Below are 13477 nucleotides of genomic sequence, written 5' to 3'. Positions count from 1 at the left end.
TCCCTCAGCCCCTCACCCCCGCAGGGCGCGGGCGAGCTCCGCCGGATCGGTCGTCGGCGCCTCGCAGGCGAAGTGCCGGCAGACGTACGCGGCGGCGGCCCCGCCCACCAGCGGACGGTCCTTGAGCAGCGGGAACTCCTCGCCGTCGGGCGGACCGAAGGCCAGCACCGCGCCGGGCGTGACGGCGTCGAGCGCGGTACGGCACAGGGCACGGAAGCCGTCGTCGTCACGGGCGCCGACCACGGCGATCTCGCGCGGCCCGTCGAGCAGCGCCTCCGAGACGGCGAGCCCCCAGCCGATGAAGCGGGGGGCGCGCGGGCCGAGCGCCTTGACCACGCCGAGGGCCCCCTCGGCGGCGGCCCGGTGGGGCGCGGAGCCGGTGTGCGCCGCGTACGAGAGGAGCGCGCCGGCGGCGGCGGTCCAGCCGGACGGGGTGGCGTTGTCGGTGGGGTCCTGGGGGCGCCGGATCAGCCGCTCGGCGTCGTGCGCGGTGTCGTAGAGCGCGCCGCCCTCGGCGGTGAACTGGTCGAGGACGATGTCGAGCAGGAAGCCGGCGAACTCAAGCCACACCCCCTCGCCGGTGACGGAGGCGAGCGCGAGGAAGCCCTCGGCGACGTCGCCGTAGTCCTCCAGCACCCCGGCGTTGCCGCCCGCGTTCCCGTCCCTGGAGGTCCGGGTCAGCCGCGCGCCCTCGCCGAGGTGCAGCCGGACCAGCAGATCGGCCGCCTCGGTGGCCCGCTCGACCAGGTCGGGACGGTCGAGCAGGGCGCCGGTCTCGGCGAGCGCGGCGATGGCGAGGCCGTTCCAGGCGGCGACGATCTTGTCGTCGCGGCCGGGGCGGGCCCGCTCGTCCCGGGCGGCGAGCAGCCGGTCCCGGATCCCGGCGATCCGCTCCGCGTCGGCGACCCCGGCGTCCTGCGGAAGCTGGAGCACGGAGGAGCCGTGCTCGAAGGTGCCCTCGTCGGTGACCCCGTAGTGGCGGGCGGCGTACGCGCCGTCCTCCGCGCCGAGCACGGCGACGAGCTGCGCGGGCGTCCAGGCGTAGTAGGCCCCCTCGACGTGCCGCCCGGTCCCGTCGTCGGAGTCGGCGTCGAGCGCGGAGGCGAAGCCGCCCTCGGGGGTGCGCAGTTCGCGGACCATGAAGTCGGCGGTCTCCAGGGCGACCCGGCGGGCGAGCTCGCTGCCGGTGGCCCGCCACAGGTGCGTGTACACCCGGCAGAGCAGGGCGTTGTCGTACAGCATCTTCTCGAAGTGCGGCACGACCCAGGCGCGGTCCACGGCGTAGCGCGCGAAGCCGCCGCCGAGCTGGTCGTAGATCCCGCCGCGGGCCATCGCCTCGCAGGTGTCGACGGCCATCTGGAGGGCGCCCTCGGCTCCCGTGCGGGCGTGGTGGCGCAGCAGGAACTCCAGCACCATCGACGGCGGGAACTTGGGCGCGCCGCCGAAGCCGCCGTGCTTCGCGTCGTACTCGCGGGTGAGCCCGAGCAGCGCCTGCGACAGCTCGGCCTCCCCGGGCACGCCGTCGCCGCCGTACGCGAGGGAGCGCCCGGCGAGGTCCTTGACGATCCGCCCGGCGACCTCGGCGACCTCCTCGCGCCGCCCGCTCCAGGCCTGCGCGACGCCTTCGAGGACCTCGGGGAAGGAGGGCATCCCGTGCCGGGGCTCGGGCGGGAAGTAGGTGCCGAAGTAGAAGGGCTCGGCGTCGGGCGTGAGGAACACGGTCATCGGCCACCCGCCCTGCCCGGTGGCCGCCTGCACGGCCTCCATGTACACGGCGTCGACGTCGGGCCGCTCCTCCCGGTCGACCTTCACGGCGACGAAGTGCTCGTTGACGAGCGTGGCGGTCCCGTCGTCCTCGAAGGACTCGTGGGCCATGACGTGGCACCAGTGGCAGGAGCTGTAGCCGACGCTGAGCAGGACGGGGACGTCGCGGCGCCGGGCCTCCTCGAAGGCCTCCGCCGACCAGGGCCACCAGTCGACGGGGTTGTCGGCGTGCTGGAGGAGGTAGGGGGAGGTCTCATGGGCCAGTCGGTTCGCCATGGGGCCATCCTCGCGCATCGGGGGGCGATACGGCGGAGCCCCGTCCGCGCGCCACGGTCGGGCGGGGGTGCGGGTGGGGCGGGCGGGGCATCGATAGATGCGAAGCGACCCCGTTCCTCGCAGGTCGAATGCGAGGAACGGGGCCGCTTCACGCGAGAAGCTGGCGTCAGCCGCCGACGTTCCCGTTCTGGGAGAGGACCTCGCCCAGGATGTGCGACAGAGCGTCGTCGCCCTTCTGCTGCACGGAGTTCTGGGTGCAGGTCTGGTTCGAGATCGGGTTGCCCAGGACGTCCTGGACCGCGATCGGAACACCGATGAGGGCGCCGATCGGAACCTGCGCCTCGACCTTCTGCACGTCGAAGCAGTGCAGGACGCCGCCGTTGATGAGGCCGAAGTTCGGGCTCATGTAGCCACCGGTGGAGTTGCTGCCGATGGACTGCTTCGACTGGTTGCCGATGATGTTGGCGCTGCCGCCGTCGTTGCCGGCAGCCATGGCCGTCGACGCACCCATGCCCACGACGGAGGCGGCAACCGCAGCGGTGGCAAGAACCTTCTTGATCACGAGATCTTCCTTCTTGAGCTCGATGGCCCGGAACTGCTCCGTGTTGACCGAAGCGACCTGATCAACTGCCTCGGTAGGGATTGGTTCCGGCGCGTCACCCGGACGCGGTATTCGGCACATGAACGCCATCGGACGGGAGCTCGTCGGGCAGTCGTTCGACTGGGTGGGAGTGGGGGCCGACTCCCTTGCAATCACTGGACGTTCGCACCGCTCCCTCGCGCCGAGGGGCGTCCCGCAGGACACTTGTCCTCGGACAGTTCGGGCCGGAACTCCCGGCCGGCGGAGGGGGACGGGGATGCGGGACAGCCACCGGGCCGAGGCGGAGCGCCTGTGGGAGGAGGCCGTCGCGGCGGAGGTGCGGCGCTCCGGGGGCCGCGTCGACGGCGAGGCGCTGCTGGGGCGCGGGCGGGCCGCGCTGGCCGCGATCACGGCCCCGGCCGCGGAGGAGTACGCGGCGTATCTGGCGGCGGTCGAGGCGGGTGAGGACGGGGCGGCCGGGACGGCCGGGCCCGTGGAGCTCGGTACGCCCGCGCTGATCACCGGGGTCGCCGCGCTGGCCGCGGTCGGCGGGGACCTCGCGCTGGGCACCGCCGCCGGGACCGCGTTCGGCGCGGGCGCCGTGGTGGCGGTGGCGGGGGCGGCGGCCACGGCGCTGAAGGCGGGGGTCGAGCGGCGGGCGGCGGCGCACCGCAGGGCCGGGGACCTCGGCCGGCCGGGCGGCGCCGAGCAGTTGCGGCTGCGCTGGCTGACGGCGCTGGAGGTGCGGGGCGTGCGGCCGTTCCTGGAGCAGCAGCGGGTGCTCCGGGGCACGGCGGGGCAGCCGCCGCAGAAGGTGGTCGAGCGGCTGCGGGGCGCGGACCGCAGCGCGGCGGCCCGGCGGCGCAGCGTGCTGGAGCAGTCGTTCGGTCAGTTGCCGGACCCGGCGGGGGTGTTCGCCGGGCGGCGGGGCGAGCTGGGGCAGATCAGCAAGTGGGTGCAGGAGGGCCGGGCCGCGACGACGACGCGGCCGACGGTGGTGATGCTGCACGGGGCGCCGGGCTCGGGTCGTACGGCCCTGGCGGTGCGGGCGGCGCACGCGCTGCGGGACCAGTTCCGCGGGGCGTGTGTGGTGGATCTGCGGGGCGGCGGGACGCGGGGCGAGAAGCCGCTGGCCACCCGGGAGGCGCTGCTGCACCTGCTGAACCGGCTGGGGGCGCCGCGCGAGCAGTTGCTGTTCCGGGAGCGCGCCTCGGCGGAGCAGCAGGTGCGGCGGCTCGCGGAGCTGTACCACCAGCATCTGACGGGGCTTCCGGTGACGGTGGTGCTGGACGACGCGGTGGACGCGGAGCAGGTGCGGACGCTGCTGCCGGAGCGCTCGGACAGTCTGGTGCTGGTGACCTGCCGCAAGCCGCTGGAGCTGGGCGCGGACGTGCCGGCCTCGGTGCACGCGCTGCCGGTGGCGGCGCTGGACGCGGCGGGCGCGGAGGAGCTGCTGGGCGCGGCGGAGGGCGCCCGGGGGCCGTACGACGCGGAGGGCTTCGCGCGGACGAGGGAGCTGTGCGGGGGGCTGCCGTTGGCGCTGCGGGCGGCCGGGGCACTGCTGGGCGGGCGCCCGGCGGGCACGGTGGCGGAGCTGCTGGGGGCGGCCGGGGCGGACGCGGGGCCGGTGGAGCGGGCGCTGACGGCGGGGTACGCGGCGCTCGGCGAGGACGGGCGGCGGCTGCTGCGGCGGCTGCCGCTGGCGGGGCGGGCCTCGCTGGGGGCGGCCGCGGCGGGGGCGCTGCTGGGGGCGTCGGACGCGGAGGGGGCGCGGCTGCTGCGGGAGCTGGCCGGGGCGGGGCTGCTGGACCACGTGCGCGGGGAGCGGTTCCGGCTGCACGACGCGGTGCGCGGTTTCGCGGCGGCGCGGCTGGTCGAGGAGGAGGACCAGGCGGACATCGCGGCGGCGCAGGAGCGGCTGATCCGGGACTACGCGGAGCTGGCGGACACGGTGATCCGGATGGTCGACGGCAAGATGTCGACCCGGGTCAACCGGGCGGCCCGCTTCGGCGGGCACGGCTTCGGGTCGCTGGAGGCGGCGCTGCGCTGGCTGGACGAGGAGTCCAGCTTCATCACGGCGACGCTGCGGCACGCGGAGGGGGTGGACCAGCAGACGGTGCTGGACCTGCTGGGCGCGCTGTGCGACCACTGCCTGCTGCGCGGGGACCTGTACCGGCTGGGTGAGATCAACGAGCTGGCGGAGGCGGTGGGGCAGGGGCTGCTGTCGCGTTCGGTGCAGTGGCGGACCGGCATCGCGGCCCGGCAGCTGGGTGAGCTGGACAAGGCCAGGACGACGCTGGCCTCGGTCGTCTCGCTGTACCAGGAGGCGCATCAGGACGCGGGGGCGGCGCTGGCGCTGTGCTCGCTGGGCATCACCCTGCACCACCAGGGCAGTCTGCGGGAGGCCTCGGCGCGGCTGCGGGAGGCGCTGGCCCTGCAGGAGCCGGAGTCGCTGGCGGCGGACCGGGGCTGGACGCTGCACGCGCTGGCGGCGGTGGAGCGGGACCGGGGCGAGCTGGCGGAGGCGCTGGCGCTGCTGGACCGGGCGCTGGCGCTGCACCGGGAGAGCGAGTCGCTGCACGGCGAGGCGTGGGCGCACTTCCAGCGGGGCCAGGTGTGGCTGCGTACGGGTGAGGCGGAGCGGGCGGAGGAGGAGCTGCGGCTGGCGCTGGAGCAGTACGGGCGCACCCATGACGGGCGCGGGCAGGCGTGGGCGCTGACGCAGCTGGCCCGGGCGCGGCTGGTCGCGGGGGATCCGGCGGCGGCGATGGACGGGCTGCGGCAGGCGCTGGTCCGGCACCGGGAGCAGGAGGACGCGCGGGGCGAGGCGTGGACGCTGTACTACCTGGGGCACGCGCTGGAGGAGCGGGGCGAGGGCGACCAGGCGGTGCGGGAGCTGGAGCGGGCGCGGACGATGTTCTCGCGGATGCGGGACGTCTACGGGCTGGCGTGCGCCCGTCACCATTCGGGCCGGGTGACGCGGGACCAGCGGGCCGCGCAGACCGGCAATCTGCGCAATTCAGGCTTCGCCCGGCAGCTTCTGATGGACGCGCGCGCGGACTTCCACCGTGTCGGGGCGGCCCACGGGGAGGCGTGGACCTGCCTGGAGCTGGCGATCGTGGACGCGGGCAACGGGCGCACGGCGCAGGCCCTGGACCTGTGCGGGGAGGCGGCCCGGCTGTTCGCCGGGTACGGCGACCGGCGCGGCGCCGACTGGGCCGCCTTCCTGCGCGTGACGCTGCTGCCGGACCCGGCGGCGGCCCGCGAGGAGCTGGCCGCCCTCACCGCCGCCCGCCATCCGTCCCGCGACCCGCGCGTGGCCGACTGCGCGGCGGCGTACGCCCACGTGCTGGACCGCGCCGCCTCCCCCGCCCCGGCCTGGGAGGCCTGGGCCCTGGGGATGGTGCCGGGCCGCGGGGCCCGCGAGGTGATGGGGGTGGAGCTGCCCTGACACCGGGCGGACGTCGGGACGAGTCCCGGCGGGCGGCCCCGGAAGCGTCCCGAAGCGGGCCCCGGCCGACGGCCGGGGCCCGCTTCGGGAGGGGTGCCCCTGCGTCTGGCGCCCCTCCTGCTGTCGCCCCTACTTCTTCGTCGCGGGCGTGGCCGGGGTGGCGGTGGCCGGGTCGGGGGCCTCGGTGAAGTCGATCTTGTGCATGTGGCGGTTCATCGACTTCATCAGGCCCCAGACGGCCAGCGCCAGCACGGCGAAGACGACGAACCCGAGGACGCCGGGGGTCACCTTGTTCTTGTCCAGTTCTTCGGCGGCGAAGGGGACAAGCTGGGTCAGTGCCAGATGTGCGCTCATGTCAGGCATTCTCGCGGATGCCCGCGAAGAGATCTTGCTCGGGGAGGGATGTGGCGACGAGGGACTTGCTGAGCTCGTACTCCTCGGTCGGCCAGACCTCCCTCTGGATCTCCATCGGGACCCGGAACCAGCCGCCGTCGGGGTCGATCTGGGTGCGGTGGGCGATGAGCGCCTTGTCGCGGGTCTCGAAGAACTCGGAGCAGGGCACGAAGGTGGTCAGCGTCCGCTCCTTGCGCTCGAACTCCTTCCAGCGCTCCAGCCACTCCCCGTACGGGGACTCCAGGCCGCGCTCCAGGAGGGCCTGGTGCAGGGCCTCGGTGCGGGGGCGGTTGAAGCCCTGGTTGTAGTAGAGCTTCTGGGGCTGGAAGGCCGGGCCGAACTCCGCCTCGGGGTACTTCTCGGTGTCGGTCGCGCCGTCGAAGGCCACCATCGTGATCTTGTGGGTCATGATGTGGTCGGGGTGCGGGTACCCGCCGTTCTCGTCGTAGGTCGTGATGACCTGCGGCCGGAAGCGGCGGATGCGGCGGACCAGCTCGCCGGCGGCCTTGTCCACGTCCGCGAGGGCGAAGCAGCCCTCCGGCAGCGGGGGCAGCGGGTCGCCCTCGGGCAGCCCCGAGTCCACGAAGCCCAGCCAGTCCTGCTCCACCCCGAGGATCTCGCGGGCCTCGTCCATCTCCTTGCGGCGCACCTCGTGGATGTTCGCCTCGATGTACGGGTCGCCCTGGAGTTTGGGGTTGAGGATCGAGCCGCGCTCGCCGCCCGTGCAGGTCACCACGAGGACCTCCACCCCCTCGGACACATACTTGGCCATCGTCGCCGCGCCCTTGCTCGACTCGTCGTCGGGGTGGGCGTGAACGGCCATCAGTCGCAGCTGCTCAGTCAAGACACGGTCCTCAGTGATTCGTCGCCTAGGGAGGTCTCTATAGTGACGGAATCGGGGGTGGGAAAAATTCCGGCCCCGTGGCCGAGGATTCCGGCGGCGAGAGGACGACCATGAGCGCGGTGCGTGAGCAGCTTCCCGAGGGGCGGTACGGCCGCTCCGCGGACGAGCGGGCCGACCGGAAGCTCAAGATCGCCGGAGCCGTGCTCGGCACCCTCTTCCTGGCCATGATCGGCTGGTTCGGCTGGCACTACGTCGGCGGTACGAAGATCAGCGCCGAGATGATCAAGTTCGACGTGGTGAGCGACACCGAGGTCCAGGTCCACCTGGAGATCCGCAAGGACGCCGACGCGACCGGCGTCTGCACGCTGCGCTCCCGCTCCGAGGACGGCACCGAGGTCGGCCGCAAGGACGTCCCCGTCGAGGGCTCCGCCACCCGCCAGGACACGGTCTACTCGATCCGTACGACCGCGAAGGCCACCAATGCCGAGCTCCTGGGGTGTACGGCGCGGTAGCGGTGGGTAGGGAGCCGGGGACGAGCCCCGGCGGGTCACCACGGTGACCTGGGGTGACGCGAACCCCACGGTTTATGTCCTCCCGCTTTTCGCCACTCATTGTTAGGCTCGTGGTTTCGCCCGCCCGGGAAGGGACGTCCTTCCCGTGTAGGGCGATGCTTTGTATTCCCAGTACCTACGAGGAGCACCTGTGACCCAGACCAGCGACAACGTCACCTGGCTCACCCAGGAGGCGTACAACAAGCTCAAGGACGAGCTTGAGTACCTGTCTGGTCCCGCGCGTACCGAGATCGCGGCCAAGATCGCCGCGGCGCGCGAGGAGGGCGACCTGCGCGAGAACGGCGGGTACCACGCGGCCAAGGAGGAGCAGGGCAAGCAGGAGCTCCGGGTCCGCCAGCTCACCCAGCTCCTGCAGAACGCCAAGGTCGGCGAGGCCCCCGCGGACGACGGCGTCGTCGAGCCGGGCATGGTCGTGACGATCGCCTTCGACGGCGACGAGGACGACACGATGACCTTCCTGCTCGCCTCCCGCGAGTACGCGAGCGGCGACATCGAGACGTACTCGCCGCAGTCCCCGCTGGGCATCGGCGTCAACGGCAAGAAGGCCGGCGAGGACGCCCAGTACGAGCTGCCCAACGGCAAGCTGGCGACGGTGAAGATCCTCGCGGCGAAGCCGTACAGCGGCTGATCCACCCGATCCACGCGCGCGAAGGGCCGGTCTCCCGGAAGGGGCCGGCCCTTCGCCATGCCCATGCAATGATCTGCGGCGGCAGGCCATACGAGGGGGGCGGGGCAGGTGCTGGGAGTTCTGCGCGAGGGCGCGCCGCGGCGGATCGGCCCGTACGAGGTGCTGGCCCGGCTCGGCGCCGGCGGCATGGGTGAGGTCTACCTGGCCCGGCTGGACAGCGCGTCCGGCGAGTTCTTCGCCGTCAAGACGGTGCGCCGGGACGTGGCCGGCGAACCCGCCTTCCGTGAGCGCTTCCGCCGCGAGATCCGGATCGCCGGCATGGTCCGCAGCCCGCACGCCGCCGCACCCGTCGGCGGCGACGCCGACGCCGAGGTGCCCTGGCTGGCCACCGCGTACGTCCCCGGACCCAGCCTCGGCCAGGCCGTCCGCCGCTCGGGGCCGCTGCCGTCCGACGCCGTCCGCGCCCTCGGCGCGCGCGTCGCCCGCGCCCTCGCCGACCTGCACGCCGCCGGGGTGCTGCACCGCGACCTCAAGCCGGGCAACGTGATGCTCGCCGTCGACGGGCCGCGCCTGATCGACTTCGGCATCGCCCGCGCCCAGGGCGCCACCACCATGACCGCGACCGGCCTGATGGTCGGCACCCCCTCCTTCATGTCCCCCGAGCACGTGGCCGGCGCCCGGAGGGTGACCGCCGCCTCCGACGTCTTCTGCCTCGGCTCCCTCCTCTGTTACGCGGCCACCGGCGAGGACCCGTTCGGCGACGGCCCCGTCGCCGCCGTGCTCTACCGGATCGTCCAGGCCGAGCCCGACCTCACGCGGCTCCCCGCCGAGCTGCGCGAGGCCGTCGGCGCCTGCCTGGCCGCCGACCCGGCCGCCCGGCCCGCCCCCGAGGTCCTGATCGGCCTGCTCGGCGGCGAGCGGCAGGCGCCGCGGTGGCCGGTCGCGGTCCGCGAGCACATCGGGGAGTACGGGGCGGAGCTCGCCCGGCTCGTCGCCTCCGGCGGCCCGCTCCTGGAGGTCCCGGTCACCGCCCCGGTCGTCACCTCCGGGCCGCCCGGACTGCACTTCGCGCCCACCGTCGCGCCCACCGGCCCGGCCCCGGCACCCGCGCCCGCGCCCGCCTCGCCGAAGCGCCGCCGCCGCGCCCTGGTCGCCGCCGTGGCCGCCCTCGCCGTCCTGGGCGGCGGGCTCGGCGCGTACCTGCTGTGGCCGGAGCCCGCGCCCCCGGAGAAGCCCGTCACCGCCGCGCCGAAGGCGCCCGCCGGGCCGCGCGCGCCCGGCGTCGACGACCAGGGCCTCGCCGACGCCTCCGGCTTCGTCCCGCAGAACGCCGCCCAGCGCCCGGCCGGCTGGAAGCCCTGGCGCGCGAAGCTGTCGGCGCCCGCCTTCGGCTGCTCGGGCAACGAGCGGGCGCTGGTGTGCCGGACGACGGACGGGCGGTACGAGGCACTGGACCCGGCGGACGGGAAGAGGCTGTGGGCGGTGGATCCGGGCAACGAGCGGGCCCCGCAGGACAGCTACATCAGCCCCACCGGCCAGGTCCTCATCGCCCAGGAGGCGACCCGGCCGGTCGTCCACGACGGGGTCGCCGTGCTCGCCTTCGGCGGCGAGGTCCAGGTCCGGGACGCGCGCAGCGGCGCGGTGAAGTGGAAGGCGGCGGCCCAGGCGGAGCAGGGCGAGCGCAGCCGCCCGCTGGTCGCCGACGACGTGGTCCTCGTCGCCGCGCAGACCGGGGACGACCAGAACGCCGGCGAGCACGTCAGCGTCTTCGCCTACTCCCTCACCGACGGGCGCCGGCTGTGGACGAAGGGGCTCAACAACATCGTCCTGTCCAAAGCCGAGTCCCGGAACTTCGGCCCCGTCGCCTACGCCAAGGGGCTCGTGTACGTGCTCAGCGACGGCGGGCTCGTCGCGTACGACGCGAAGACCGGGACCATCCGCGGGCAGGTGGACGACGCCGCGCGCGCCTGCGAGGAGATCCGGGTGTTCGGGGCGGACGCGTACTGCGTCGACACCTTCCACAACAGCAACACGGCACGCGCGCACCTCCTCGACGCCACGACGCTCAAGGTCAGGAAGACGCTGCCGGCGCCGCCCGGCGGGGTGGTCCCGGCCTTCGCCACCGACCGGCTGGCGGCCGGGTCCGCCGGCGCGAAGGGCGGCCTGAAGCTCTTCGACCCGCGCGACGGCAAGGAGCTCGGCTCGTACGCGGCGAAGGCCTCGCCCGCCGGGCGCTCCCAGGCCTCCTCGGCGCCGCTGCTCGCGGGCGACCAGGTGGTGTTCGGCGACTACACCTCGCTGTACACCGTGCGGATCGGCGCGGACGGCAGGCCCGGGGACCTGAAGGTCACCCCGGTGCCGGGGGCGCCGGGAGCGCGCGTCGAGGGGAAGGAGTACGACCCGAGCATCGGCTACCTCTACGCCCGGCGGCTGCGCGCCCCCGACGTGCTGCCCGTGGGCGGCCTCGCCTACCTCGTCTACGACCAGGGCGTCGTCGCCTCGGTCGCGCTCCCCCGCTGAGACCTTCGGAAAGGCGCCTCGCCGTGCTGGAAGCACTCCCCGCGGGACCCCCGCGGCTCGTCGGCCCCTACCGGCTGCTCGCCCGGCTCGGCGCGGGCGGCATGGGGGAGGTCCACCTGGCCTGCCGGGCGGACGCGCCGACGGCCGATCCGCACCGGATGGTCGCCGTGAAGACCGTGCGCGAGGACCTGGACGCCGACGCGGACTTCCGGACCCGCTTCCGGCGCGAGATCACGGCGGCGCGGGCGGTGGACAGCCCCTACGCGGCGCGGCTCGTGGACGCCGACGCGGAGGCGGCGGTGCCGTGGCTGGCGACCGAGTACGTGCCCGGTCCCTCGCTCGCCGAGGCCGTCGTCCGGTCCGGGCCGCTGCCGGTCGCGGCGGCGCGGGCGCTCGGGGCCACCCTGGCGCGGGCGCTGGACGCCGTGCACGGCGTCCAGGTGCTGCACCGGGACCTGAAGCCGGCGAACGTGCTGCTCGGCGCGGACGGGCCGAAGCTGATCGACTTCGGCATCGCGCAGGCCTTCGAGGCTACGGCGCTGACCTCGACGGGGCTGGTGGTCGGCTCGCCCGGCTTCATGTCGCCGGAGCACCTGACCGGCAGCCGGGCCGTGGTGCCCGCGTCGGACGTGTTCTGCCTGGGCGCGGTGCTGGCGTTCGCGGCGAGCGGGCGGGGGCCGTTCCACGACGACGAGATGGCGGCGGTGATCTACCGGATCAGCCGCGCCGAGGCCGAACTCGACGGCGTTCCGGCGGAGTTGCGGCCGGTCGTCGAGCGGTGCCTGCGGCTGGACCCGGCCGGGCGGCCCTCGGCGGCGGAGCTGGTGGAGCTGCTGGGGCCTGGGGAGCCGTCGGGGCCGTCGGGGCCGTCGGGGCCGTCGGTCGGCGGCTCGGCGGAGGAGGCCGCCGCCGAGGCCGCCGAGGTCTTCCCGTGGCCCTCCGGGGTGCTGTCGCTGCTCGCCTCGTACGGCGAGGCCGCGCGGGTGGTCGGCGAAGAGGCCGCGTCGGGGGCGGGCGTGGCGGAGCTGCCGACGCTGGCGCCGGTGGTGCCGTACTCCCCCACGGCGGTCGGCTACCAGCCCGCCGCCCCGGGGCCCGCGCCGCGCCGGCGGCCCTGGGCGGCGGTCTCGGCGGCCGTGGTGGCGGTGGCCGTGGTGGCCGCGGCCGGGGTGGTGTTCCTCGGCCGGGGCGGCGGCGGGCAGGACGGCGCGGGCGGGCCGGGGGCGTCGGGGAGCTCCGCACCGTCCACGAGCGCCCCCGGACCGGCGGCGCCGAGCACGCTGAGCCGGGTGATCCTGCCGTACGGGGGCGCGGGGCACACCGGCGACTACGGGACGGCGGGCACGGACCGGGCGTCGCGTCCGGCGGGCTGGTCACCGTGGACCGCGAAGACGGATCCGGGCACGGACACGTGCTCGCTCGCCCCGAAGGTGCTGCTCTGCGTCGGCCCCGGCGGCGCGGCGGTGGCGCTGCGGGCGGCGGACGGCACCCGGCTGTGGTCGGTGCCGGGACGGGAGGCGCCCGGCGCGCCGGGGCAGCCGTCCTCGGCGGGGCACCCGGCGGTGGTCGGCGACACCGCGTACGTCACGGGCCCGACCGGGATCACCGCGTACGGACTTGAGGACGGGCGCCGGAGGGGCGAGATCGCGGCGCCCGGGAGCGACTGGGCGATCAAGGGGTCCGACCTGCTCGACGGCGTGCTCTACTCCGCGTACCTCGACCGGCGGGGCCGGGGCACCGGGCTGGTGGCGGCCGTTCGGCTCGACGGGAAGGGCGCGGGCCGGGAGCTGTGGCGGACCCCGCTCGACGCCATTCCGGAACAGCCCGTGGCGGGCGGGGGCCGGGTGTACGTACCGGTCCACGTGGCGACACCGGTGGCGCTCGACGCCCTCACCGGCAAGGAGTCGGCGCGCGCGGCGGCCGGGATCGAGTGCGGCGAGATCGTGGTGCACGGGGACTCCGTGCTCTGCCCGGGCGACCAGGACCGGGGGATGCCCGTGCTCGACGCGCGGACCCTGAAGCGGAAGCGCACCCTGGGCGCGGGCCGGTGGATCACGGGCACCCCGGCGGTGCGGGCGGACGGGACCGTGGCGGTGACGCTCGGCCGGACCGATAACGACAAGGAGATGGTCGCCTACGACCTGGCGAGCGGCCGGGAACGGTGGCTCGCGACGGCGATGGCCTTCCGCGCCGACCCGACCCAGGCGTTCTTCGCCGGAGACCGGGTGGTGGCCACCGGCCAGAACCAGGTGACCTCGTTCCCCGCGGCCGGACCTCCGGCGCGGACGGAGGACATCCCGGTCTCGGCGGCCACCGTGCCCGAGGGCGTCAGCGAGAGCGCCCTGACCCCCGGACCGGCACTGGCCGCCGGAGGGGCCGTGTTCGTGCCCTTCTCCGACGGCCTGGTGATCTCCGTCTATCTCCCCTCGGCGAGCTGAGCGACCCGAGC

Annotated in this window: 9 protein-coding genes; 5 read left to right on the top strand and 4 right to left on the bottom strand. The window is 75.1% G+C overall.

Translation table 11 applies throughout. The features are described 5' to 3' along the window. Positions 1 to 12 precede the first annotated feature (12 nt). Positions 13 to 2040, bottom strand: a complete 2028-nt coding sequence (locus tag ACZ6J5_RS03540) for a thioredoxin domain-containing protein (protein WP_469387153.1) — start codon at positions 2038 to 2040, stop codon at positions 13 to 15. Positions 2041 to 2206: 166 nt separating this feature from the next. Next, positions 2207 to 2602, bottom strand: coding sequence for a rodlin (locus ACZ6J5_RS03535; protein ID WP_329423445.1), 396 nt, complete (start codon positions 2600 to 2602; stop codon positions 2207 to 2209). A 295-nt stretch (positions 2603 to 2897) separates the two neighbouring features. Here ACZ6J5_RS03535 and ACZ6J5_RS03530 point away from each other — a divergent pair, with 295 nt between their 5' ends. Next, on the top strand, positions 2898 to 6071 hold the full coding sequence (locus ACZ6J5_RS03530) for a tetratricopeptide repeat protein (RefSeq protein ID WP_469387151.1): 3174 nt from the start codon (positions 2898 to 2900) through the stop codon (positions 6069 to 6071). 129 nt (positions 6072 to 6200) lie between these two features. On the opposite strand, the gene ACZ6J5_RS03525 is transcribed toward ACZ6J5_RS03530, so the two are convergent. Both ACZ6J5_RS03525 and mca read right to left on the bottom strand, forming a co-directional pair. Further along, positions 6201 to 6434, bottom strand: a complete 234-nt coding sequence (locus ACZ6J5_RS03525; protein WP_469387149.1) for a hypothetical protein — start codon at positions 6432 to 6434, stop codon at positions 6201 to 6203. Further along, positions 6427 to 7308, bottom strand: coding sequence for a mycothiol conjugate amidase Mca (gene mca / locus ACZ6J5_RS03520; RefSeq protein ID WP_469387147.1), 882 nt, complete (start codon positions 7306 to 7308; stop codon positions 6427 to 6429). Before mca ends, ACZ6J5_RS03525 begins: the two co-directional genes overlap by 8 nt. A gap of 110 nt (positions 7309 to 7418) precedes the next feature. On the opposite strand from mca, the gene ACZ6J5_RS03515 reads away from it, so the two are divergent. From ACZ6J5_RS03515 to ACZ6J5_RS03500, 4 genes are all read left to right on the top strand, one after another. Beyond that, the gene (locus ACZ6J5_RS03515; protein WP_469387145.1) at positions 7419 to 7820 is read left to right on the top strand and encodes a DUF4307 domain-containing protein; all 402 of its coding nucleotides are present in this window, start codon (positions 7419 to 7421) and stop codon (positions 7818 to 7820) included. Positions 7821 to 8010: 190 nt separating this feature from the next. After that, positions 8011 to 8508 (top strand): transcription elongation factor GreA, encoded by a 498-nt coding sequence (gene greA, locus ACZ6J5_RS03510; protein WP_469387144.1) that lies wholly within the window; start codon positions 8011 to 8013, stop codon positions 8506 to 8508. A gap of 108 nt (positions 8509 to 8616) precedes the next feature. Next, complete coding sequence (locus ACZ6J5_RS03505; RefSeq protein WP_469387142.1) at positions 8617 to 11028, top strand: protein kinase domain-containing protein; 2412 nt, start codon at positions 8617 to 8619, stop codon at positions 11026 to 11028. A gap of 23 nt (positions 11029 to 11051) precedes the next feature. Next, the gene (locus ACZ6J5_RS03500; protein WP_469387140.1) at positions 11052 to 13466 is read left to right on the top strand and encodes a protein kinase domain-containing protein; all 2415 of its coding nucleotides are present in this window, start codon (positions 11052 to 11054) and stop codon (positions 13464 to 13466) included. Positions 13467 to 13477 lie beyond the last annotated feature (11 nt).

The sequence above is a fragment of the Streptomyces sp. NPDC042100 genome (assembly GCF_055582325.1).
Note: the sequence above shows the minus strand (reverse complement) of the source record. Positions and strands in the feature narration are given on the sequence as shown.